The organism is Clostridiaceae bacterium (genome assembly GCA_012840395.1).
Taxonomy (GTDB): Bacteria; Bacillota; Clostridia; order Acetivibrionales; family DULL01; genus DULL01.
On sequence record DULL01000010.1, the window covers coordinates 22412 to 45733 of the forward strand.

General features: G+C 36.4%; 23 protein-coding genes and 1 riboswitch. Of the genes, 13 read left to right on the plus strand and 10 right to left on the minus strand.

Annotation, left to right across the window (positions count from 1 at the left end):
• The first annotated feature begins 59 nt into the window (after positions 1 to 59).
• Genes GXX20_01040 through GXX20_01055 form a run of 4 tightly spaced genes read left to right on the plus strand, consistent with a single transcriptional unit; the run spans position 60 to position 2949 of the window.
• Positions 60 to 350, plus strand: a complete 291-nt coding sequence (locus GXX20_01040; protein HHW30252.1) for a thiamine-binding protein — start codon at positions 60 to 62, stop codon at positions 348 to 350.
• Positions 322 to 1113, plus strand: a complete 792-nt coding sequence (locus GXX20_01045; GenBank protein HHW30253.1) for an ABC transporter permease — start codon at positions 322 to 324, stop codon at positions 1111 to 1113. Before GXX20_01040 ends, GXX20_01045 begins: the two co-directional genes overlap by 29 nt.
• Positions 1110 to 2150, plus strand: a complete 1041-nt coding sequence (locus tag GXX20_01050) for an ABC transporter substrate-binding protein (GenBank protein ID HHW30254.1) — start codon at positions 1110 to 1112, stop codon at positions 2148 to 2150. The genes GXX20_01045 and GXX20_01050 overlap by 4 nt, the downstream gene beginning before the upstream one ends.
• Positions 2134 to 2949 (plus strand): ABC transporter ATP-binding protein, encoded by an 816-nt coding sequence (locus GXX20_01055; GenBank protein HHW30255.1) that lies wholly within the window; start codon positions 2134 to 2136, stop codon positions 2947 to 2949. Before GXX20_01050 ends, GXX20_01055 begins: the two co-directional genes overlap by 17 nt.
• A 142-nt stretch (positions 2950 to 3091) precedes the next feature.
• Here GXX20_01055 and GXX20_01060 read toward each other — a convergent pair whose 3' ends face one another.
• On the minus strand, positions 3092 to 5137 hold the full coding sequence (locus tag GXX20_01060) for a thioredoxin domain-containing protein (GenBank protein ID HHW30256.1): 2046 nt from the start codon (positions 5135 to 5137) through the stop codon (positions 3092 to 3094).
• A gap of 346 nt (positions 5138 to 5483) precedes the next feature.
• On the opposite strand from GXX20_01060, the gene GXX20_01065 reads away from it, so the two are divergent.
• On the plus strand, positions 5484 to 5873 hold the full coding sequence (locus GXX20_01065) for a hypothetical protein (protein ID HHW30257.1): 390 nt from the start codon (positions 5484 to 5486) through the stop codon (positions 5871 to 5873).
• A gap of 93 nt (positions 5874 to 5966) precedes the next feature.
• Positions 5967 to 6416, plus strand: a complete 450-nt coding sequence (locus GXX20_01070; protein HHW30258.1) for a hypothetical protein — start codon at positions 5967 to 5969, stop codon at positions 6414 to 6416.
• On the opposite strand, the gene GXX20_01075 is transcribed toward GXX20_01070, so the two are convergent.
• Positions 6408 to 6518 carry a hypothetical protein gene (locus GXX20_01075; GenBank protein ID HHW30259.1) on the minus strand — a complete coding sequence of 37 codons (111 nt, stop codon included), beginning with the start codon at positions 6516 to 6518 and terminating at the stop codon, positions 6408 to 6410. The two genes, GXX20_01070 and GXX20_01075, sit on opposite strands and share 9 nt — an antisense overlap.
• A 48-nt stretch (positions 6519 to 6566) precedes the next feature.
• On the minus strand, positions 6567 to 8318 hold the full coding sequence (locus GXX20_01080) for an ABC transporter ATP-binding protein (GenBank protein HHW30260.1): 1752 nt from the start codon (positions 8316 to 8318) through the stop codon (positions 6567 to 6569).
• Between the two features lie 551 nt (positions 8319 to 8869).
• Positions 8870 to 9067: riboswitch (cobalamin riboswitch) on the plus strand.
• Positions 9068 to 9210: 143 nt separating this feature from the next.
• Between GXX20_01080 and GXX20_01085 the strand changes: the two genes are divergently transcribed.
• The 7 genes from GXX20_01085 (at position 9211) to GXX20_01115 (ending at position 17949) form a co-directional block, all read left to right on the plus strand.
• Complete coding sequence (locus tag GXX20_01085; protein ID HHW30261.1) at positions 9211 to 9561, plus strand: hypothetical protein; 351 nt, start codon at positions 9211 to 9213, stop codon at positions 9559 to 9561.
• Positions 9562 to 9735: 174 nt separating this feature from the next.
• Positions 9736 to 11256, plus strand: coding sequence for a cobyric acid synthase (locus tag GXX20_01090; GenBank protein HHW30262.1), 1521 nt, complete (start codon positions 9736 to 9738; stop codon positions 11254 to 11256).
• A gap of 87 nt (positions 11257 to 11343) precedes the next feature.
• Positions 11344 to 12348 (plus strand): cobalamin biosynthesis protein CobD, encoded by a 1005-nt coding sequence (cobD, locus tag GXX20_01095; protein ID HHW30263.1) that lies wholly within the window; start codon positions 11344 to 11346, stop codon positions 12346 to 12348.
• Entirely contained in the window at positions 12349 to 13443 is a 1095-nt protein-coding gene (locus GXX20_01100; protein ID HHW30264.1) for a threonine-phosphate decarboxylase, read from the plus strand. It begins immediately after the preceding gene.
• Positions 13444 to 14110: 667 nt separating this feature from the next.
• On the plus strand, positions 14111 to 15010 hold the full coding sequence (locus tag GXX20_01105; protein ID HHW30265.1) for a tetratricopeptide repeat protein: 900 nt from the start codon (positions 14111 to 14113) through the stop codon (positions 15008 to 15010).
• 150 nt (positions 15011 to 15160) lie between these two features.
• On the plus strand, positions 15161 to 16495 hold the full coding sequence (locus tag GXX20_01110; GenBank protein ID HHW30266.1) for a DUF3298 and DUF4163 domain-containing protein: 1335 nt from the start codon (positions 15161 to 15163) through the stop codon (positions 16493 to 16495).
• A 182-nt stretch (positions 16496 to 16677) separates the two neighbouring features.
• Positions 16678 to 17949 (plus strand): LysM peptidoglycan-binding domain-containing protein, encoded by a 1272-nt coding sequence (locus tag GXX20_01115; protein ID HHW30267.1) that lies wholly within the window; start codon positions 16678 to 16680, stop codon positions 17947 to 17949.
• Here the strand turns inward: GXX20_01115 and GXX20_01120 are convergent.
• The 7 genes from GXX20_01120 to GXX20_01150 all read right to left on the minus strand — a co-directional run bounded on the left by GXX20_01120 (position 17939) and on the right by GXX20_01150 (position 23251).
• Entirely contained in the window at positions 17939 to 18643 is a 705-nt protein-coding gene (locus GXX20_01120; protein ID HHW30268.1) for a glycerol acyltransferase, read from the minus strand. The two genes, GXX20_01115 and GXX20_01120, sit on opposite strands and share 11 nt — an antisense overlap.
• Positions 18644 to 18669: 26 nt before the next feature.
• Complete coding sequence (locus GXX20_01125) at positions 18670 to 19833, minus strand: glycosyltransferase family 2 protein (protein HHW30269.1); 1164 nt, start codon at positions 19831 to 19833, stop codon at positions 18670 to 18672.
• Positions 19834 to 20061: 228 nt separating this feature from the next.
• A complete protein-coding gene (locus GXX20_01130; protein ID HHW30270.1) occupies positions 20062 to 20382 on the minus strand; it encodes a hypothetical protein in 321 nt (106 codons plus the stop codon).
• Positions 20383 to 20541: 159 nt separating this feature from the next.
• A complete protein-coding gene (locus tag GXX20_01135; GenBank protein ID HHW30271.1) occupies positions 20542 to 21129 on the minus strand; it encodes an ATP-binding cassette domain-containing protein in 588 nt (195 codons plus the stop codon).
• Positions 21130 to 21945 (minus strand): ABC transporter permease subunit, encoded by an 816-nt coding sequence (locus GXX20_01140; protein ID HHW30272.1) that lies wholly within the window; start codon positions 21943 to 21945, stop codon positions 21130 to 21132.
• On the minus strand, positions 21872 to 22939 hold the full coding sequence (locus GXX20_01145; protein ID HHW30273.1) for an ABC transporter substrate-binding protein: 1068 nt from the start codon (positions 22937 to 22939) through the stop codon (positions 21872 to 21874). The genes GXX20_01140 and GXX20_01145 overlap by 74 nt, the downstream gene beginning before the upstream one ends.
• 66 nt (positions 22940 to 23005) lie before the next feature.
• The gene (locus tag GXX20_01150; GenBank protein HHW30274.1) at positions 23006 to 23251 is read right to left on the minus strand and encodes an iron-only hydrogenase system regulator; all 246 of its coding nucleotides are present in this window, start codon (positions 23249 to 23251) and stop codon (positions 23006 to 23008) included.
• Positions 23252 to 23322: the final 71 nt, after the last annotated feature.

A 23322-nucleotide genomic window follows, 5' to 3' on the forward strand; every position in this document is an offset into this window, starting at 1 on the left:
ATAATCTGGATTATTTAAGGAACAATATACAAACGACTAAAAAAAGCGAGGAGAAGGATATGTCGATAGCAAACGTAAGTTTACAGGTACTTCCGAAAGTTCCAGATGAAAAACTTTATTATGTTGTTGACAAAGTTATTGAATATATTCAGGCAAGCGGAGTAAAGTATGAGGTTGGACCAATGGAAACAACAATGGAAGGCGAGCTGGACCACCTGATGGAAATAGTAAAGGAAGCTCAGCATATTTGTATAAAACATGGAGCAACAGGGGTAATATCAGTTGTAAAAATAGAATACAAGCCTGAAGGCGTGAGTATTGATGAAAAAATCAGGAAATATAGAAAATAAGATTATACCTCTTGCTTTTACAGCTATCCTTGTGGTACTGTGGACAGTGGTTGTTGAAAATGGTATGGTGGAAAGATTCATACTTCCATCTCCTATAGATATTGTTATTGTACTTGCGGATATGTTCCCCGATGTACTGGAGCATCTTGCGATAACGCTCAAGGAAGCTTTTTTAGGATTTGGAGCGGCTGTTATTTTCTCATTAATAATAGCCCTGCTGATGGATAATGTAATCATTATCAGAAAAGCAGTTTATCCTTTGCTGGTAGTGTCGCAGACTATACCAACTATTGCTCTTGCGCCATTGTTTGCGGTATGGTTTGGTTTAGGGCTTCTTCCTAAAGTAATAGTAGTCTTTCTTGTTTGCTTCTTTCCTATAGTTGTGAGCCTGGTAGATGGTTTGGATTCAGTAGATACAGACCTGCTGAACTTATTTAAAACGATGGGTGCAAAGAAAGTACAGATTTTCAGATATTTAAAGCTGCCTGCGTCAATGGTGAACTTTTTTTCCGGTCTGAGAATTGCAGCTACCTATAGTATTATGGGGGCTGTAATAGCTGAGTGGCTTGGCGGAGAAAAGGGAATAGGAATATATATGCTAAGAGTCAAACATTCATATGCTCTGGATAAGATGTTTGCAGCTGTATTACTTATAGTAATTTTAAGCCTGGGATTGTTCAAAGCAATCTCACTGTTGGAGAATGTAACAATGCCATGGTATAAGCTATTTAAAGATAATAATTCGGGAGGTAAGAATTTATGAAAATAAAGAATAAAATATTTACTTTTTCTATAATAATAATCTTTGCAATAATACTGATAACAGGATGTACCTCTAAAGGTCAGAAGGATACTCAAAACAATCAAAATAATAGTAACCAGGAAGAGAATAAAGCAGAGCTTGAAAATATCACGATTGTTCTTGACTGGGTTCCAAATACAAATCATACAGGTTTATATGTAGCAAAAGATAAAGGGTATTATGAGGAAGAAGGCTTAAATGTAAATATTCTTCAACCCTCCGAAGGAGGAAGCGCAGCTTTGGTGGCAGCAGGACAAGCTCATTTCGGAATAAGCTATCAGGAAGAAGTTACATACGCAAGAACTGCAAAAGATCCATTACCAATAAAGGCAGTTGCCGCAATCATTCAGCATAATACTTCCGGATTTGCTTCACCGGTATCAAAAGGCATACAAAGTCCTAAAGATTTTGAAGGAAAGAGATACGGAGGATGGGGTTCTCCAACAGAAGAAGCAATGCTGAAAGGACTTATGCAAAAAGTTGGAGGAGATTTCAGCAAAATAAGCATGGTTAATATAGGCGAAGCTGATTTCTTTGCAGCAACACAAAGAGATGTAGATTTTGCATGGATATACTATGGCTGGGATGGAGTTGCATCAGAAATAAAAAATATTCCCATTAATTTTATAAAATTGCAGGATGTTGTACCTGAATTGGATTTCTATACTCCGGTTATTATTTCAAGTGAAAATTTCCTGGAGAAAAATCCTGAGATTGCAAGTAAATTTCTAAAGGCTACCTCCAAAGGATATGAATATGCAATAAATAATCCTGAAGACGCAGTAAATTCACTGCTTAAGGCAGCTCCAGAAATTGATAAGGACATTGCTGTAGCAAGTCAAAAGTATCTGGCCAATGAATATATTTCAGATGCAGAAAAATGGGGCGTAATGAAAGAAGAAATTTGGGAGACATATGGAAACTGGATGTTTGAAAATGGACTGTTGGAGAGCAAACTTGATGTAAAAGGAGCTTTTACTAATGAATTTCTCCCATAATATTGAATATGACAATTTAGGTAATAAAAATCATACAAATAATACTACAAAACTTCTAGTAAGTAATATAAGAAAGTCTTTTGGAGATGTTCTTGTAATTGAGGATGTTTCCCTGGCCTTGAAGGAAAATGAATTAGTATCTATTCTGGGTTTAAGCGGAAGCGGCAAGACGACAATTTTTAACATTATCTCAGGGATTATCTTGCCTGATAAGGGAGAAATTCTGATCGATGGTGAGAATTACACAGGTAAAACAGGGAAGGTTAGTTATATGTATCAGAAAGATCTGCTTCTTCCCTGGAGAAAAATAATAGATAATGTGTCTCTTCCCTTGGTTATAAAAGGGGAGAGGCCTAAAAAAGCAAGGGAGAAAGTAGCTGAATATTTTAAAATATTTGGATTGGAAGGTTTTGAATATAAATATCCTTTCCAGCTTTCAGGAGGCATGAAGCAAAGAGCCGCTCTTATGAGGACATATGTATTGTCCAGGGAAATAATGTTGTTGGATGAGCCTTTCGGAGGGCTGGATACAATAACAAAATCCAGGATGCATTCCTGGCTAATTGAAATATTACAAAAATTAAACACTTCTGTCCTTTTTATTACCCATGATATTGAAGAAGCAATTTTCCTGTCAGATCGGATATATATCCTTACCGACAGGCCGGCAAAAGTGAAATACGAACTGAAAGTTGAACTTCCTAAACCAAGAAACAAGGATATAATTACTTCTGAGAAGTTTAATTCGATTAAAAGGCTTATACTTGATATTCTAAAAGAAGAAGGGACTTTGATTTAGGAGCCTTATCGAGGAAGCGTATTCAAGCAGGAGGAACAACATTTCCTGCATTCAGAATACTTTTATGGGTAAATTATTTAAAGGCAGGTGCAGGTCTTTCGCTGTCTGCAGCTCAAGACCAGCGCCTGCGGTACTTGTGATTTTAGTGCATTAGTCCGGAAAACTCATCTGCACTTGTTACCGGTTTCTTGCAGGAAAAGTTTTCGCATACATAAACTGTTGTTTTATTTTCCAGAGGAAAATAGTTCTTTAAATAAGGCATTATATCTGTAATATCCTTATTATCCTGACTATAGAAAATTGTAGTGGTAAAAGGCATGAATTTTTGCTGTATAACATCAAAAATTGCTTTTTTGTCAGATTCAGATGAGTTTTTACCATCGACAATTATTACTTCTTTTGATCCGGCAAGAGAAAACAGAAGTGCAATGAGCATAAAAGCATGTCCTGATCCGGCGCTGTTGATATAGGATGCAAAAGTCCTGAACTGTCTTTGAGCTTTTTCTTCTAAATCCGGTCTGCCGGTTAACCTTGCAAGTCTCAAAAAGTTAAACGTAGCAACTGAATTACCTGAAGGAGTTGCACCATCGTAGATTTCTTTTGGCCTAACAATCAATTCTTCTCCGTCGCTTCCATATAAAAACAGACCTCCACCATCATCATCCCAAAAGAGGGAAAGCATGTTGTCGTTTAATTCAAGAGCTTTCTTTAAATAAAAAGGATTATAGGTTGTTTCATATAATTCTATGAGAGCCCATACTAAAAATGCATAGTCATCTACATATGCTAGATGTGCAGTATCTCCATTCCGGTACCTGGCCATAAGGCGCCCATCTTCACGTATTAACTTTGAAAAAATAAAGGACGCTGCTTTCTCTGCAGCCTGCGTATAACTCTCGTTCCCAAGAATTCTGCCACCGATAGCGAAAGCTGCAATCATAAGACCGTTCCAGGAAGTAAGAATCTTATCGTCCTTATGTGGATGAATCCTTTTTTCTCTATGAATGAAGAGAGGAACGGTTCTGCTTTTTTCATCATTAAAATCATAAAGTTCCTTGTCAAATTTTATACTTTTTATAAGATTAGGTATATTTACTCCTTCAAAATTACCGGCTTCTGTTATATCGTACATTTCACAAAACTTTCTGCCTTCTTCTTCTCCAAGAATATCCATTATCTCTTTTTTACTCCAGGTATAGAATTTCCCTTCAACACCTTCGGAATCTGCATCTTCAGCTGAATAAAAACCTCCTTCCGGTGAAGTCATATCCCTTTGAATATACGTAAAAATCTGGCGGGCTATTTTTTCATACAGCGGTTGTCCGGTAACATGGAATGTTTCCAAATATGCAATGGCTAAAAGTGCATTATCATGCAGCATTTTTTCAAAGTGAGGCACAAGCCACATCCTGTCAGTAGAATAGCGGCTAAAACCATATCCTATATGATCATAGATGCCTCCTTTATACATGCAGTTAAGAGTTTTTTTCACCATTTCCAGTGCTTTTGCATTACCTGTTTTGTAGTAGTACCTTAATAGAAACAGCAGATTATGGGGTGTGGGAAATTTTGGGGCAACTCCGAAACCTCCATATTCTTCGTCATAACTTTGCTCCAGGCTTCTGAATGTTGTGGTTATAGCTTCTTCTGAGGGAAGGCCTTCTTCGTATTCATTATATTTTTTTATTGCATCCGTTATGTTGTTTCCTGAACTAATAATTGAATCTCTGTCTTCGGTCCATAATTTGTTTATCCTTCTTAATAGACTTATAAGGCCATACATACCATACCTGTCATCTTTAGGGAAGTACGTCCCTGCAAAGAAAGGTTTTTTATCAGGAGTCATAAAGACAGTCAAGGGCCAGCCTCCGCTTCCGGTAAGAACCTGGCATACAGTCATATATATGCTGTCAATGTCGGGACGTTCCTCCCGGTCTACTTTTATGGATATAAAATGCCGATTCAGCAGCTGTGCTACTTCTTCGTTCTCAAAAGACTCCCTCTCCATAACATGACACCAATGGCAGGTGGAATAGCCGATGGAAAGGAAGATAGGTTTATCTTCTGCTTTAGCTTTAGCGAAGGCCTCTTCACCCCAGGGATACCAATCCACAGGGTTATGGGCATGCTGCAGAAGGTAGGGAGATTTTTCGTGGATTAGTCTATTAACATATTTGTTAGTTGACATGTGGGCATCACCTTCCTTTCATAATTTTATAGTTTGTTGGATTTTTAAAGTAAAATATTATTTATATTTACCACCAAACTATTATTTGAAAGAAAGGGATTATATATTCAGCTTGAAAAGTTGTGAAAACACCGGACTACTTACCAGTACCAAACATGTTCAAGATATGTGATTATTTAAGGATAGTAACAGGCAAATAAAGGAAAACATTATAAGAGACACACTTTTTTCATTTACTTAGTAAATGTTACAAAAGAGTGGTAGAATACTGGTGGAGTATATTGATTACCAGTAGCATTCAACGGGTTTATATGCTTTTTGAACTATTTTAAGGGAGATGATGGGAATGAGTAATCAAGTGACTCCAGAGAAGTTGCATTACAAACTATCTAAGCTATTAGGAGAGTATGAAATAATTAACAATTACAGACCAAGAAGCAATAGGACAGGAGTATGGAAAATCAAATCCAAGCAGAAATTTTATTTTGTAAAAACTTTCTCAAGGAAAAGCAGATGGCATCCTGAAGTCTATGCTTACCAAAACTGGATTCTAGCTTTAGCTCCATATGCTCCAGAGTTGATTGAAGTTTTTGAGGAAGAGAACTGGCAAGGCATTTTAATTTCTACGTTACCAGGCATTATCATGAGAGAAGCTAATTTGAGTATTGTTCAAATGGAAAAAGCATACTTTAAGGCTGGTGAACTAACAAGATTACTTCATTCAAGATTTAAATGAGATTGGTTTGGAAGACCAGATAAAAATGGAAATCCTATAGAGATTTATTATCATATTGACCCAGTCTACTATGTTAAAAACTCAATAATAGAGATGTACAATAAAGGGTTAGATTTAAATTACTATAATGCTGATGAGATTAGATTAGCTGAATGGGCACTAGAAAATGTTGAGGTATTCAAAGATAGTATTCCTGTTCCAATAAGTTGGGACTCTACTCCAGGTAACTGGTTAGTTGACGAAGATGAAAATTTTACAGGTATGATAGATTTTGAAAATATGCTTTGGGGTATTGATGTAGATAATTTTGCAATACTTTTTGAAAGATATTTTCCTGACTGCCCCAATGGGAAGGATGCATTTTTCAGGGGATATGGTGCTGATGTTTTAGAGAATAAAGAACTAATGATAAAAATAGTTTGTATAAAAAAGGGCTTAAGTGATATTCTATGGGGATTAGAAAACAATGAGGATAGAAATGTTAAATTGGGAAGAAATATGTTGTTGTCAATATCACATACAATAACTAATGGTCTACCGTAACATACCCTTCATTAAGTTGAGGGCCATACTTGAGCCCATAACTCCGGTACCTATAAATCCTATTTTATTGAATGAATCCCGTTTATTAATTAAATCCTTCATGGTTAACCCCTTTCTGTAATTAAAAGTTTAATATTGCATGCTATTCACTTATTTTGCCTTATCAATTCCCTCATATGAAAACCCCTCCTTATACAGTGATGCATACATACCGCCTTTTTCCATTAATTCGGCATGAGTTCCCTGCTCCTCAATGCCTCTGGCGGAAAGCACCACTATATTGTCGGCATTTTTGATTGTTGTAAGCCTGTGGGCTATAATCAGTGTGGTCCTCCCATGCGCAAGTTTGTTTAAGGATTCCTGTACAAGTCTTTCACTTTCATTGTCCAGTGCAGAAGTCGCTTCATCCAGTATCAATATGGGAGGATTTTTTAGAAAAGCCCTGGCAATTGATATCCGCTGTTTCTGGCCTCCCGATAGTTTTACCCCCCGTTCTCCCACAAAGGTATCATAACCGTTTTCCAATTCCAAAATAAAATCATGAGCATTTGCAAGCTTTGCAGCTTCAATCACTTCTTTCATTGAAGCGTCCGGCCTGCCGTAAAGGATATTTTCCGCTATTGTACCTGAGAACATGTAAACGTCCTGCTGAACCATTCCTATGTTTTTCCTTAAGGAGCTGAGGGTAAGTTTGCGAATATCCTTTCCGTCTATAGTTATGGAACCTTCATTAACTTCATAGAACCTTGGGATAAGGTTGCAGAACGTTGTTTTACCCACCCCCGAAGGGCCAACTAAGGCAACGGTCTGCCCTTTTTTTATAGTGAGGTTTATGTTTTCCAGCACAACAGTTTTGTCATTGTAACTGAAAGATACATTATTAAAAACAATCTCTCCCTTAACATCCGTTAATTCTTCCGCATCTTCACTATCAACTATTTCAGGCTTGGTATCCAGTATTTCCAGTAACCTGTCAAAACCAGACATGCCCCGCTGGAAGGTTTCAGTGAAATTGACAAGCCGTTCTATCGGATTCAGAAAAACATTAATAAACAGGATGTATGCAACCAAATCGGATACGGAAATTTTGCCCTGGACTAAAAATATGCCTCCAAATACGAGAACGGATAAATACAGTATTCCCTGGAGGAACTGGTTGCCTGAATGAAACTTGCCCATGATGGTATAGCTGCTTTCCTTCGTCTCAAGGAATTGCCTGTTTCCCTCATTAAACTTGCAGAACTCGATATCTTCATTTGCAAAAGACTTAACAACCCGTATCCCTGCCAGGCTGTCCTGGGCCTTGGCATTTACAATGGCAATCTTTTGCCTGTTTTCCCTGAATACAGCGCGCATCTTAAGGTTGTAGTAACCTGTGAATACAACAATAAAGACCGTTAGGGCCAAAAGGATCAGAGTGAGCTTTACATCCATAGTGAGCATAATAATGACCGCACCCATAATTTTGACAAACGAAATGAAAACGTCCTCCGGACCATGATGTGCTAATTCTGTAATGTCAAATAAGTCATTTGTTATACGTGACATAAGTTTGCCTGTATTTGCGTTGTCATAGAATGAAAATGACAGTTTCTGGAGGTGATTAAAAAGATCCCTGCGCATATCTGCTTCCATACGTGCTCCCATTATATGGCCCCATGATGTAATATAATACTGGCAGAAATAACGTATAATATAAAGTATCAAAAGCCCTGCTGAAGACAAGAACATTATTTCCAGCAAGTCGGTAAAGTGTTTGCTATACACTTCATCCATCAGATACTTGACAAGCGATGGAAATAAAAGGTCAATACCCGACAAAATAAGCGCACAGAACATATCCATGAAAAACATGCCTTTATAAGGGCGGTAGTACAAAAGAAACCTCTTTAATTTCTCCATATAAACACAACCTGTTCTTTCCACATATCCATCGTTTGCATTATGACAGTATTATAGCACAAACAATGATTCAACTGAACAAAAGAAACATCAGCCTGGGATAATATCTAATTTCGATGAAAAGTCCGTCGGATTATACAGGAAAACTTCGATATACCTGGAACACAAAGGACTTGTCATGCACCTGAGCGGTTGCTTGGTCAAACTTGACACCAAAAAGCTTGAAAAGATAGCTTTATTATATTGTATTACCACAAAACAGATAATGCATATTCGGTAGTTATGAAGCCAAATAGGCATATGCTTTTTTCCAGTATAATGACAAGTATAAAATTGTACCTGTGGATACTTCTTCAAGTTTTCTGCTATTTTATCTAATAAACGTTTATCAATTGTTTTTCCATGATATTTACAATACCAGTATGGCCATATCCAATGATAACAGATGTCTGTTTTTCGCGGATTACAAGATTCTGAATGTAAAAAAATCATATAAAAAATACAAAACTAAATTGACAACAATCCAAAAATAAATTAGTCTGTTTATAGAACTTAATATTGCTGGAACAGGTGTCGGCTATAATTATATATACAAGTTATAGCCGGTGAAAAGGGAAGTGGGTTAGAATCCCACGCGGTCCCGCCGCTGTAATTGAGGAGTTCTTACATAAATGCCACTGGGAAACTGGGAAGGCAGTAAGGATGATGATACTTAAGCCAGAAGACCTGCCTGTTCTTTATCACCAATGAACTCTACGAGCGATAGGGGGTGTTGTATATATGTATATATTGTGTATTTCCGGATAAATATAACCTCTTAACGATTCTAAGTTGAGAGGTTTTAATTTTATAAGGCATGTCGTTAAGCATAGTGCCACTTATAAAAGGGTTTATGGAATTTAACAAAGATATAAATCTTGATTTGCTGGAAATGCTGGGAGCAGAATTAGTATACTTCAGCCCTCTTAGTGACAGCCAGCTTCCGGATGAAATCAACGGACTTTATCTGGGTGGTGGTTATCCTGAAGTTTTTGCTAAACAGCTTGAGGAAAATACAGATATCAGGGTGAATATCAAAAGCAAGCTTGAAAGCGGTTTGCCGGCGTATGCTGAATGCGGCGGGCTTATGTACATGTCGGAAGCCATAATAAACAGTGCCGGAGAGAAATTTAACATGGTCGGTATAATACCTGGTGTAAGTATAATGACTAAGACATTGCAAAGGTTCGGATATGTGAAATAGACATTGTTGATGATAATGTTCTAGCAGCAAAAGGCGAGAAAATCAGGGGACATGAATTTCATTATTCAACAATAGAAATGAAGGAGAATATTCCTGCCTGTTTCAGTATCAGGAAAAGCAGAAAAAACAGCACAGCAACAGTATGGAAACAAGGGATAAGAGGTGGTTTTGCCTATGAAAGCAAAATGTATCATGATACAGGGGACGGCATCATCTGTCGGTAAAAGCCTGATTGCAACCGGTTTGTGCAGGATATTCCGGCAGGATGGATATAAAGTGGCGCCGTTCAAATCTCAGAATATGGCTTTAAACTCATATATCACAAAAGAAGGGAAAGAAATGGGCAGGGCTCAGGTAGTACAGGCTGAAGCAGCTGGTGTTGAGCCTTCGGTTGAAATGAATCCGATTCTGTTGAAGCCTACTACCGATAAGAAGACACAGGTGATAATCAACGGAAGTGTCTATGGTAATATGTCAGCTGTGGAGTATCATGAGTTCAAGCCGCAACTTGCAAATATGGTTCAAAACATATATAACGGCCTTGCTGAAAAAAATGACATTATAGTCATAGAGGGAGCCGGAAGCCCTGCTGAAATAAACCTTAGAGACAAGGATATTGTAAACATGGGTATGGCAGAGATTGCCGATGCTCCTGTGATTCTTGTAGGTGATATTGACAAGGGAGGGGTTTTTGCCTCACTGGCCGGGACCATGATGCTATTGACAGAAGCAGAAAGGGCCAGGGTCAAGGGTGCCATTATTAATAAATTCAGAGGGGACATCAAGATATTGGAACCGGGCTTAAAAATGCTGGAAGATATAATCAAGGTTCCCGTATTGGGTGACATTCCGTATACAAAAATTAATATAGAAGATGAAGACAGTCTGGCTGAGAGATTTAATCAAAAGGAAGATTCTGAAGTCAGAGAAATAGACATAGCTGTCATTAAGCTGCCACATATATCAAATTTCACTGATTTTAACGCACTGGAAAATATAAATGGAGTCAGGCTCAGATATGTGGACATGGTGACAAACCTTAAAAAGCCTGATATGATTATTCTTCCAGGCACGAAAAACACTATTGAAGATCTTTTGTTTATTAGGAAATCAGGCCTAGAAACAGAGATTAACAAACTTTATCGGTCCGGTACAGTTATTTATGGTATATGCGGTGGGTATCAAATGCTGGGAATGGAGATAGCAGATCCTTATCATGTAGAATCGAATCAGGAAAAGATAGCAGGTATAGGCCTTTTAAATATAAAAACGGTATTTCAGCAGAAGAAAGTTACAACACAGGTAAAGGCAACAATAACAGGTAATGATGGAATATTGGAAGGGCTTGACGGTATAACGGTAGAAGGCTATGAAATACATATGGGAACCACTGAATACCTGGAAGGCTGCATCCCATACTTAACCGTCAGTTCTGTTCTGGGACATCACAATGTCAAAATAGATGGTGTAAGAAACGGAGATGTGCTGGGTACCTATATCCATGGGATATTTGATAATATGGAATTTACCTCAGGGATTATAAACAACCTGAGGAAAAGAAAAGGGCTTAATAGAGAAAATATTATTACTCTAAGTTTTAAGGAATATAAAGAAGAACAGTACAATAAGCTTTCTCAACTGCTTAGAGATAACCTGGATATGAAGAAAATATATGACATAGTAAATGGCTTTTGACTATTCCTGAATGAGGATATTGGACATATATTCATATTTCTGCGCCTGGAAGACATGTTTAATCTGAGGGGGAAAAGCTTGCTTGCAATGTTGCTGTTTGATGTATTTATAGCATTTACTCTTGATCTGATTTTAGGAGATCCTTACTGGCTTCCTCATCCCGTGAGAATTATCGGATGGGCTATTAAGAAAACGGAGAAATTTCTCAGAAAGATAATTGATAAACTTAGACCTGGTGACATGCAGACCAGAGGAAAACATGAAAGGATTGCAGGGACTTTTCTTATGGTGTTTGTAGTATCGGTAACCTTCCTGCTGGTGCATCTGATATTAAAAATTGCATTGCTGATTAGTCCTGTATTATTTCATATTTTGAACATCTATTTCATATATTCTTCTCTTGCGGCAAAGTGCATGGCAGAAGAGGCAATGAAGGTATATAAAAAGCTGATGGAAGACGATATCGTAGAGAGCAGAAAGCAACTTGCCATGCTGGTAGGCAGACAGACAGAAGGCTTGAGTGAAAAGGAAATAATCCGTGGAGTAGTGGAAACAACGGCAGAAAATACTGTGGATGGTATTCTTTCTCCGCTAATCTATACCTTTATAGGATCATTTTTCGGTATAAGCGCTCCTCTTGTTTATGCTTTTAAAGCTATAAGTACATTGGATTCAATGGTAGGATATATGAATGACAAATATATCAATATGGGAAGAACTTCGGCAAAAACCGATGATGTAGCCAACTATATTCCTGCAAGACTGGCAGGATTTATAATTCCCCTTGCTGCCCTGTTATGCGGCAAAAATATGAAAGGAAGTTTTAGAATAATGCTGCGGGACAGGCATAACCATAAGAGCCCTAATTGCGCGTATCCGGAGGCTGCTGTAGCAGGTGCTCTTGGTATTAAAATTGGCGGTACCAACATTTATTTCGGTCAGACTGTGGAGAAACCCACTATCGGGGATGCTGTAAAAGATCTGGAAAGGAAAGATATACGGGATACTATCAGACTTATGTATGCAGCAACTTTTTTGACAGTGCTTTTTGAAGGTTTGATAACAATAATTATATTGGCTGGGAGGATTTAAATGCACATACATGGAGGAAATATATACAGGGCTTCACAAACCTTTGGTATAAGGATGGAGGACATTATGGACTACAGTGCCAACATTAATCCTTTAGGCTTGCCTGAAGGGCTTAAAGAATTATTGATAACAGGCATTGATAATCTGATTAATTATCCCGATCCTGAATATACAGAGCTGAAAAAAGAGATATCAGGATATTTGAAGGTGGATGAGGAATGCATAATACCTGGTAATGGTGCTTCGGAAATAATTTATCTATTGTTTGAGGTGCTGAAACTAAAAAAAATTATGATTCCTGCTCCTTCTTTTAATGAGTATATTCAGGCTGCGCAAGTCTCAGGTACCGAAACGGTTTTTTTTGAACTTAAAGAAAAAAGCAATTTTAAATTGAATATCGATGAACTTCTAGACGAAGTCAAATCCGGATATGATGCCCTACTGCTTTGTAATCCCAATAATCCTACATCAACATTGCTATCGAGGAAAGAGCTCTATAGAATATTACAGTTTACCTCAGCCAGGGGAATTTATTTAATAATTGACGAGGCTTTTATTGAACTCACAGTAGGGGGAAATGGAAATTCCATGACGGATACTCTGGGTAAATTCAACAACCTTTTTATAATTCGAGCCTTTACAAAACTTTTTGCAATACCCGGACTCAGACTGGGATATGGCCTTGGGAGTACTGATATTATAAATGCAATGTGGAAAAGGAAAATGCCATGGTCTATAAATTCGCTGGCATGCAGCGCAGCCAGGGTTTTAAGTAATTGCAGCCAGTATCTTGAGAAGACTGCCCTATGGCTAGCAGAGGAAAAAGAATGGTTTTACAAAGAACTAAGCAGTATCCATGGCATAAAGGTCTTTGAACCGCAAACAAATTTTATTCTGATAAAAATAACTTTGCCTTCACTGGATGTGAGGACACTTAAAGAATATATGGGCAAAAAAGGAGTATTGATAAGAGATGCAAGCAACTTCAAATTCTTGAATGACAAATTCTTTAGGATTGCGATAAAAGACAGAAAAAGTAATGTCAAATTCCAGTCACTGCTGAAGGAGGCTCTGGAATATGCATCTAGAAGCTAAAAGGGACATATATTCAGTTTAATAGTGTAGGCTTCCTTTTGTTTGTTAAATAGATGCATCGATGTCAGCGGGCAATTTTTTAAAGTGTCGCATGTGGGAATCTGTTAATGGTTGTTTAGGTCATTACTAAATTGTATTACCACAAGACAGATTATGCATATTCGGTAGTTTTGAAGCCAAATAGTTATATGCTTTTTTTCAAGGATAATGACAAGTATAAAATTGTACCTGTGGATACTTTTTCAAATTTTCTACTATTTCATCTAATAAGCATTTATCAACTGTTTTCTTAGTTAGTGGATTAAAAAGATGATAACCTCCCACGTAAACCTGTGGATTAAAACTTACAGCCTTTTCCATGATATTCACAATACCGGTTGAGTTGAAGTATTTTTAACAGTGGCAGTTGGAATAGCCAATTAAAAAGAAAGCAATTATATACACTATAAAAAGACATAGACCATTTTTTCATATTTGTAAATGATTATATTATAGTGTTTTTTCGTATCTTTATAAAACTTGTATATAATTTATATTGAAGGATAAAGTGATTATTAATATAACCCAAATACCAAACAACAATTAATACTTTATTTTTTTAATATTTGAGGCAAAAGGTTTAAGAAAAATAACGGAAGGTATTAGATATATGACTAAATTATATGAAATGATAGGCAATTTGTTAAAGGAAAGATGGCCAAGGGCAGCTATCAAATTATATAACAAAGCCTATTTAACCTTTAAAGGGACTCCTGATATTGACCTGCTAATGAATATGGGTCTTGTCTATGACCGCTTAGGAGACTATGATTCTGCCGAAAAAAAATACCGGGAGATACTGTCTATCAATCCTAATGTGGCAGGAGCATTATATGGAATAGCTGTATTGTATGATAACTTAAAAAAATATGACAAAGCAATTGAGTATTACGAAAAAGCTATAAATGTTAATCCATATTATGACCGGGCTTATTTTTTCCTTGCAAATATTTACGATGAGACAGGAGATAAAGAAAAAGCCATAGAATATTATAGAAAGGTGATTGAGCTTGTGCCTGATGACTTTTGGGCTTATAATAACTTAGGCGCAATATATGAAGAAACAGGTAATGACAATCTTGCAATTGAAATGTTCAGGAAATCCTTGCAAATTAATCCGGGACATTTTAAAGCTTTGTTTAACATGGGAGTAGCTTTTGGAAAGCTAGGTTATTACAAAAAGGCTGAGGAATATTACCACCAGTCTATACAAAAGAATCCCTATTATCCATATAGTTATCTAAATCTGGGTGAGTTGTATAAAGAAAATGGTGATTTTCAAAAGGCCATTGATGTTATTAGCCGTGGAATTAATTTCAATAACAGGGAGGCCTATTTATATTATAACAGGGCATGCATTTATGCTCAGCTAAATCATGTAAATAAAGCCCTTGAAGACTTGATTACAGCTACAGATCTTGACCCGGAACTGGTTGAATACATGAAAAAAGATAAAGAGCTGGACCCGGTAAGACAACTTGAAGGTTATAGAAGCCGGTGGGGAAATATTGATAATAAAAGTACATAGAACAATATTAGAAAGAGTTTGTATAAAACAATACATAGGGATAACATCCTTTACATGTAATAATATGGAGTAATTTCAATTTTATTGAAATTGTCTAGCGGAAATATTACAATCTAATTAAATTAAGAATATGTAGAATAGGGGGATAAAATGAAAGGGTCTGTACGAATATTGGTGTTGTTTATTGTAATATCGCTTTTTATTAACTTATTTTCTGGTTGCGGAAGGTCAAAACAATCTAATCTGGAAACTAATCCAACAGTCTCTGGCAATTCAAACTCCGGTAATACCACCCCTTCTGGTAACACTTCAACAGTTGATACAGAACCACAACCATTAAAAATATCTTACAAAGTATACAGAAATGTTATTAAAGATGATGGTACTGATCTGGTGTATTTTAGACTCTCTTTTCCTTATATCGATAATCCGGAAAACGGCAAGGGTATTGCAGCCATTAATGATTATTATGAAACATATGTTAACAATTTTATCAATACTGTTGTAGCAGAGGGAAAAGAGGTTGCTTTGGAAGGGAAGAAGAACATGCAGGAAGCCGGATTGGATTTTTTCCCCTTTGCTTATGTGAGGGAGGCTAGTGTTTCTTACAATGGAAACAACCTGATGTCAGTTTTGCATATAGGCTATGATAATACCGGAGGAGCACATCCCACCAACTACTGGGCTTCTGAGACTTTTGATGTAAAAACCGGTAAAAAGCTTGCTTTGACAGATATTTTTGGATTGAGCAAAGAAAAAAGTCTTGAAAAGGTTTATGATGTTGTACTTAATCAAATAAAAAATGACAAAGAGGCAGAAATGTACTATTTTGAGGACTATGAGAAAGGTGTAAAAGAATACTATTCTGAAAATGATTTTTTCCTGGATTCTGATGGAATAATATTCTATTATCAAACTTATGCTATTGGTCCATACGCTGCAGGTATACCATCATTTAAACTCCCATACGAAAAGGCAGGAGATCTTGCCATTAAAATTTTACCTGTTAAATTGACAGAGGATGAAAGAGATATTATTATTAAGGCAGGAAGGTTAATTGAAGACAATATAGATGTCTTCTGCAATATATACGGTCTCTCCATGCTTCCATTGGAAATACCTGAAAATATTCCTGAAGGACAGTCCCTGTTTCCTGTAAAAGATGTCAGGTTTAGAACTTTCTCTGATCTTGAAAATTATATAAGAGGCATATATGTGAAAAGTGAAGCTGATACGCTGTTAAGTAGCGTACGGTATACTGACAAAGATGGTAAGCTGCATGGGGATATAAACCAGGATGCAGGTGTGGGGTATTATGTTAATTGGAATGAATACCGCTACGAAGTAAGTGATATAAGCAAAAACAGTGCAACTATTACCATCTATACAGTTGATGATTCACCTGCAGGAAAGAAAGACAAGATAATAAAAGTAAAAATGCTAAAGGAAAACGGCTTATGGTTATTAGAAAAAATGTTTAGTTAAATTATTTGCCAGACATTAAATTTTTAGCCAGATATAATTTAAGGAGGTTAAAATCAAGGAGGTTGGCTAGCACCATACTCCTTGTTTTCTTATTATATATGATAATAACTTAGTAATAAAGGAAACATTTTATTCTTACATAATATTATATATAGGAAGAATAAAATTTGTATGGTGAAATAATGGAAACTTTGACTTTTGGTTCAACAGGGCCGAATGTAAAGCTAATACAAAGCCTATTGGCCAGAATAGGGTATAATCCGGGACCGGTTGATGGTATATTTGGTTCACGGACCCGCCAGGCTGTATTAGAATTCCAAAGAGATAATGGACTTGTTCCCGATGGAATAGTAGGACCTGCAACATGGGGAATATTTGAGAGATTTTTAATTGGTTATGATACTTACATAATCCGCCCGGGTGATACTTTATACACTATAGCGCTAAGATATTATACTACCGTGAACGCTATACTGACAGCTAATCCAGGTATTGATCCCTTATCCCTGAGAGTGGGGCAAAGAATTATTGTGCCTTATGGAATAGACGTAGTTTTTACAGACATAGACTATACTTATAGTATTATGGAAAGAGATATACAAGGGCTTAAGGCAAGATATCCGTTTATTGAAGTGGGTGTAGCAGGTCAAAGTGTCCTTGGCAGAAACCTGTATTATATAAGACTTGGCACCGGAGCAACAGAAGTGCATTATAACGGGGCTCACCATGGACTTGAATGGATTACCACACCACTTTTAATGAAGTTCATAGAGAACTTTTGCCGGGCATATTCAACCAATTCAAGCATTAGAGGATATAATATACGGGATATATGGAACAGAAGCAGTATTTATATAATACCTATGGTAAATCCTGATGGAGTGAGTTTAGTACTTGAAGGATTAAAACCGGATAATCCATACTATCAACAACTTCTTGCATGGAACAGAACAGGCCTTCCTTTCTCACAGGTGTGGCAAGCTAATATAAGAGGTGTGGATTTAAACCGGAATTACCCTGCAAGCTGGGAAGAGGCTAAAGCACAAGAATTTTCTTTAGGCATAACGGGCCCCGGCCCGACCAGGTATGGAGGTCCTTCACCACTTTCAGAACCAGAAACACAGACTATGGTTAATTTTACAAGACAGCATAATTTTAAATTGGTAATTGCTTACCATACTCAAGGAAGGGTTATTTACTGGCTCTATAAGAATATATTTGTTCCTCGTGCCCAGGAAATCGGCCAGGTTTTTGCCAGAGCCAGCGGATATGAACTTGCATTCACACCTTTAGAGGCTGCATATGCAGGATATAAAGATTGGTTTATTGAAGAATTCAGGAGACCGGGATATACAATTGAAGTAGGCTTAGGAAGAAATCCTATATCAATTACCCAGTTTGATACTATTTATAGAGAAAATGAAGAAATAATGCTGCTAGCACCTATAATTTGAAACTGCCATAACTGATGTTTTCCAGAGTTAAAAATTCTTGTTTCAGCCGGGCATAGGCCTTTTCTTTTTCCTTTTTAAAATTATCTTGTGCAATAAAATAAACAGGTTTCCCTACCAGGATATATCTTTCTCTTTTTTTTATGTGCAAAGGGACAAAGGCGAGATGCTTGCCTGTTTTCTCAAAATATAATTTTTCGAGGTTTAAGAAACCTTTGTACAATTCTCCAATATTTGTGCTTTTGTCTGTATAATCAATATCGGGGGATATCAAAATATTTTGACCACTGGTCAAGGCATATATGCTTTGTTTAAAAGTTTTTAAAATATCCTTTGAACCGCGGTATACAGGGATGGCTTGTGCAACTCTCATTAAGGCTGCTACACAAAATGATAAAGGATAAATAATAATCGCAGCTATAATTTTGGGAATACCAAATCGTTTCGTAAAGGTATATTCATAATAATGCCTAAAACATGCAGAATGGTTACAAAATACGCTTAAAACCCATGGACGGACAGTCCTGTCAAACCAAGCCATGCTTATAAGCGGTCCTTTCAGGTTTTGATGGTGAATAAGATAAACTGCAGGTTCATCTATATCTTTTGTTGTATAACAAACCCTGTAATGGCGGGTAAAACATCGGAGTAAAAAACGGCAAAAGTTAAAAATGTTTTTTCTTATTATTTCATTCATTTGTTTTCATTTTCCTTCTGGCAATTTTATACAGATGAATTAAATCCATTATTCTCGCTCTTAGAAGCAAGCGGGCCTGAGCTGTACTTTTTATTTGAAATCCAGCGCAAATGAATATGATAGCTTATGAATCCTAAGATAAAATCAACTATTAATTTTATTATAACAATATTAATATGGCTGAACAAGCTGGCCAGGTAAATCAATCCGCAAGAAAACACTGTCATTACTAACAATAAAATATAGTAGCGAAATAAAGTATATTTCAATTTGCCTATGCCAGCAATAAAGGTACTTCTACTTATAATATATTTACAGGCAGCAGACAGTAACCTGGCAATAGCTGCACATGCAAAAATTCTTGCAAGGGCCTGAAAACCAGCAAAAACTGTACTATATAACACAAAAAATACAAACAGGTCAAGGATACCACAAAATATGGCTGCCAGCATTTGTTTTAAGATCCCGTAAACAAGGCAGCGAAAGATTCGGAATGAATCTCTTATTGCTTTATAGTGAGAACCGGAATTGTTATCAATATAAAGTGTTTTAATTGGTACCAAATGCAAGGGGATATTGCGGAATCTTGAGTAAATGAGCATGTTTATTTCATAATCGTAACGTTCACCTTTAAGTTCTGTAATCCAGCTAAGTTCACTGGTCGGTATTCCTCTTAGACCTGTTTGGGTATCGCTTAAGTAATAGCCATAAAGGAACCAGAAAACTCTGCTGGTTACTGTATTACCAATATAACTTCGTTCTGGGACATTATCTTCCTGAAAATTTCTTACGCCTAAAATAATAGAATTCTTGTAAATAGATAATTTTTCGGCAATATTGCATATATCTTCTGCTGCATGTTGTCCGTCAGCATCAGCAGTAACTACGCCATCTAAATTTGGGTAATGATCTATAAAATACAAGAAGGCTGTTTTTAAAGCTCTTCCCTTGCCACAATTCACCTTATGAGTAAGGACAGTGCAGTTTTTTATCTGTTCTAAGGCCTGAAATACACTATTATATGTAGATTCACTACCATCATTTACGACAATAATTTGAGGTATGCCATAATTTAGAAGTTCATTTACCAAGTTGATCAAGTTATGGCCAGGATTTAAGGCTGGTATAACAACTGCGCTGTTTATACTTGGCAGATTTATTCTGTTGTTTGGTTCAGGATAATCAACCAATTGAATTTCAGCCTTTCTATAATTTAATTATACATCATGATTTTTGAGTAATCATGATATATTGTGCATAATCCTTCTTGTCCTATATATGGATATTATATTATACTTAATTTTATTTTATCATATTTATGATATATAATAAAAAGTTCAAAATGAAGAAAATTATGTAAAAAGAAGCGGCATATGCATCATATTGCCGCATATGCCGCAAAAATTTTGTATTAATGCTTATTTCGTGTGAAGATAAACATTCAGTGTATTCTTCATATCGTAATATTCATCTTCAGCTGGTTTAATAAAATATTGATTTCCTATAAGCTCGGTGGAAAAATTTTCAAATCCCTGATTTTTCAGATATTTTTCCAGGTCTTCTATCTTTTCATTTTGCCCAAACAAAATCTTGTCGCCAACATAATCATTATTTACATATACTTTATAGGAATCATGAGAAATCTTTGAACCATCAAATATATCACTACTGTCAACTGCACCAAAAAGAAATCCAGAAAGGCCAAAATAATAGTTTTGCGAATCTCCTCCATTTGGCATGAAAATCCCTCCTCTTTTAATATTGAAGTTGTCAAATATTATTGCGAAGTTGTCAGGTTCATATTTTTATTATTCCAATGAATAAAAAATATATTATTTGTGATTTTTAGAATACTAAGGAGGGAACATAAGGTATTAAGGTAAAAATGGTAGAGTTAATTATTTTTCAATAATATCCATGGAGACCAAATTACCGTCAAATTCTTTTACTTCATCAGGATCATGTGTAACCAATATAACTGTTTTACCTTGAGTATTTTCTTTAACATACTGTATCACCACCTGCTTTGTATTAGTGTCCAGTCCTTTAAAAGGTTCATCCATAAAGATTACTTCGCTTTCAGCAAGAATAGAACGTACTATTGCAACCCTGCGCCGCATTCCACCACTTAATTCGCATACCGGCAGATGAATGCTGTTTTCTTTTATTCCTACACTTGCTAAATGTTCCTTAATGGTTTGTGTGTCAATGTCACTTGTGCATACCATACGTACATTTGAAACTGCATTAAAGGAATCACAAAGCCGGTCTTCCTGAAATACTGCGCTTTTTTTATCCGGAACACCTGTGATGGTGCCGCTGTCCGGACAAAGAAATCCCATTAGTATATTTAGCAGCGTGGTTTTTCCGCATCCAGAGGGACCCATAATAAAATTATATTGGTGTTCATATATTATTGTTGAAAAATTCTGCAAAACTAATTTATCGCCAAAACTCTTAGAAATATTGTTGATAGAAATATCCATTTAAGATTTCACCCACAATCTAAAAAAGGCTTTCAGTAAATAAATAAATAGCTTTTCAAAGAGAATACTGATAACTATAATTGCAACTGTCCAGGCAAAGAGGTCACTTGAGCTTAAGTAGATTTTAGCCTCATATAGTTTTTCTCCTATGGAGCCTTCCGGTATTCCGATTAACTCAGCAGCTACGCCTGCTTTCCACGACATTCCGATAGACAGGCTGCATGCAGAAATTAAATATGGCCTAAGCTGCGGAACATAAATATAATGCAGTCTTCTCCACCATTTTACCCTGAACAGGTCTGCCATCTCAAGAAGCTTTCCGTCTGTACTTTTAATACCTTGTAAGACGTTGGTATAAACAATGGGCAAGACCATGAGAAAAGAAATAAAAACAGACAGACTTTTTGAACTAATCCAAATAAGGAACAGTACAATAAATGAGGCTACAGGGGTTGATTTAATAGCAATTATATATGGTTGTAATAAAATTTCAACAATGCGAAAGCGGCCTGCGGCAACAGCAAAAATAATACCCACAGCCAGCGCCATTAAAAATCCTGTAACAATCCTGGCTAACGTAAATAAAATAGTGCTCCAGAACTCCAGGCTTATACATAATTGCAGCAGATTTTGAGCCACAACCAGAGGAGCTGCCAGAAGCAGTGAGTTTCCAATAGCAGATGCACATATCTGCCAAATAGCAAGGGCGGCTATTACAGCCGCCAGTTTTTCAAGTTTCTTGTTATTTTGAATAATAGAAGTCTTCTCCGGGCATCTTTCCTCCGATTGATTTAGGGTTCTGTTCAAAAAGGACATTTAAATACCCCTCCATTGCAGTTTTCATTTCGGATCCATCTATATAAGTAATATTACAGTAAGGAATGGCTTTTTCAGCTACCGCAGCGTTTACTATATTAAATTTCTCAACAAGTTTAGCTGCTTCTGACACATTATTGTTTACATATTCGGTGGATTGTTTATATTCATTCAGGAATACTTCAACCTGCTGGGGATAATTCTTAGCAAATTCGCTTCTTACAACAAGCACACCAGTAATCATAAGACTATCATTATCAAGATTTTCCCATTCTTTATTCATGTCAATGGCAATACGTAAATTTTCCAGTTTAGATTGAGCAACGGTAACATACGGCTGTGGCAACATTGCTATACCACCGCCTGCTTGTGAAAGCAAAGATACAACTTCTGTAGGTTCAGATTTCCATTCCAGTGTAATGTCCTTATCCGGATCAATTCCGTTTTCATTTAACAAATAGCGCAGTCCGTACTCGGGAGATGAACCTTTGCCGGTGCAATAGATGGTTTTACCTTTTAAATCATTGAAAGATGTAATTGTATTTCCGGTTTCAACAATGTAAAGCACACCTAAAGTATTTACAGCCAGGAGTTGAATAGCTCCCTGGGTGTTGTTATATAATACTGAGGCCAGGTTTGAAGGAACTGCAGCAATATCCAGGTCTCCCTGTATCAACTTGGGAGTTACTTCATCTGCTGAACCGAAGATGGAAAATGTATAATTGTTGGAAGTATTTTTTTGTTCAGCTGCTTCCATTAACTGAACCATACCTATTGAGGTTGGGCCTTTGAGACCTGCAATGCGGATTTCTAATTTATCTACATTTGTATCCTCTGACTTTTCAGCCGTTGATTCTTCTGTTGTATCTACAGTTGATTCTGCTGTTGAATTATTTCCGGTTGACTCTCCATTGTTGTTTGAGTTTCCCTGGCAACCTGCCAGTATAACAAATACTAATACAAATATTAAAATTAAACTAATTCTTCTTTTCATAACAATCCTTCCTTTTATAAATAAATTTATTAATATATTTTTTGATTTATCTGTTTCCATATTAATTTACTTCTTTGAAGTAACAGTTTTTACACTTACTCCTTTTATCATCCCCAACTTTCCTGAAAGGGAGCTGGTTACATCATTGGGAGCCTCAAGAACAACGCATATTATTGATATACCTCTGTTTCTATAAGGAATACCCATTCGCCCAATAATATAATCACCAAATTGATGAAGAAGTTCATTTATTTCATTTGAAACTGAAGTATCTTCTACTATTATGCTGATAATCGAAATCCTGTTATCCAAAAAATAATTACCTCCTTTCGGCAATATTTAAAACTTCTAAAAAAAACCCACGCCTTAAGGCGTGGGAACAT

What these genes read in the sequence shown, in the direction of transcription:
- GXX20_01040 (HHW30252.1), top strand. Translation starts at nt 60, where the DNA reads ATGTCGATAGCAAACGTAAGTTTACAGGTACTTCCGAAAGTTCCAGAT.
- GXX20_01045 (HHW30253.1), top strand. Translation starts at nt 322, where the DNA reads ATGAAAAAATCAGGAAATATAGAAAATAAGATTATACCTCTTGCTTTT.
- GXX20_01050 (HHW30254.1), top strand. Translation starts at nt 1,110, where the DNA reads ATGAAAATAAAGAATAAAATATTTACTTTTTCTATAATAATAATCTTT.
- GXX20_01055 (HHW30255.1), top strand. Translation starts at nt 2,134, where the DNA reads ATGAATTTCTCCCATAATATTGAATATGACAATTTAGGTAATAAAAAT.
- GXX20_01060 (HHW30256.1), bottom strand. Translation starts at nt 5,137, where the DNA reads ATGTCAACTAACAAATATGTTAATAGACTAATCCACGAAAAATCTCCC.
- GXX20_01065 (HHW30257.1), top strand. Translation starts at nt 5,484, where the DNA reads ATGAGTAATCAAGTGACTCCAGAGAAGTTGCATTACAAACTATCTAAG.
- GXX20_01070 (HHW30258.1), top strand. Translation starts at nt 5,967, where the DNA reads ATGTACAATAAAGGGTTAGATTTAAATTACTATAATGCTGATGAGATT.
- GXX20_01075 (HHW30259.1), bottom strand. Translation starts at nt 6,518, where the DNA reads ATGAAGGATTTAATTAATAAACGGGATTCATTCAATAAAATAGGATTT.
- GXX20_01080 (HHW30260.1), bottom strand. Translation starts at nt 8,318, where the DNA reads ATGGAGAAATTAAAGAGGTTTCTTTTGTACTACCGCCCTTATAAAGGC.
- GXX20_01085 (HHW30261.1), top strand. Translation starts at nt 9,211, where the DNA reads ATGGAATTTAACAAAGATATAAATCTTGATTTGCTGGAAATGCTGGGA.
- GXX20_01090 (HHW30262.1), top strand. Translation starts at nt 9,736, where the DNA reads ATGAAAGCAAAATGTATCATGATACAGGGGACGGCATCATCTGTCGGT.
- cobD (HHW30263.1), top strand. Translation starts at nt 11,344, where the DNA reads ATGTTGCTGTTTGATGTATTTATAGCATTTACTCTTGATCTGATTTTA.
- GXX20_01100 (HHW30264.1), top strand. Translation starts at nt 12,349, where the DNA reads ATGCACATACATGGAGGAAATATATACAGGGCTTCACAAACCTTTGGT.
- GXX20_01105 (HHW30265.1), top strand. Translation starts at nt 14,111, where the DNA reads ATGATAGGCAATTTGTTAAAGGAAAGATGGCCAAGGGCAGCTATCAAA.
- GXX20_01110 (HHW30266.1), top strand. Translation starts at nt 15,161, where the DNA reads ATGAAAGGGTCTGTACGAATATTGGTGTTGTTTATTGTAATATCGCTT.
- GXX20_01115 (HHW30267.1), top strand. Translation starts at nt 16,678, where the DNA reads ATGGAAACTTTGACTTTTGGTTCAACAGGGCCGAATGTAAAGCTAATA.
- GXX20_01120 (HHW30268.1), bottom strand. Translation starts at nt 18,643, where the DNA reads ATGAATGAAATAATAAGAAAAAACATTTTTAACTTTTGCCGTTTTTTA.
- GXX20_01130 (HHW30270.1), bottom strand. Translation starts at nt 20,382, where the DNA reads ATGCCAAATGGAGGAGATTCGCAAAACTATTATTTTGGCCTTTCTGGA.
- GXX20_01135 (HHW30271.1), bottom strand. Translation starts at nt 21,129, where the DNA reads ATGGATATTTCTATCAACAATATTTCTAAGAGTTTTGGCGATAAATTA.
- GXX20_01140 (HHW30272.1), bottom strand. Translation starts at nt 21,945, where the DNA reads ATGTCCTTTTTGAACAGAACCCTAAATCAATCGGAGGAAAGATGCCCG.
- GXX20_01145 (HHW30273.1), bottom strand. Translation starts at nt 22,939, where the DNA reads ATGAAAAGAAGAATTAGTTTAATTTTAATATTTGTATTAGTATTTGTT.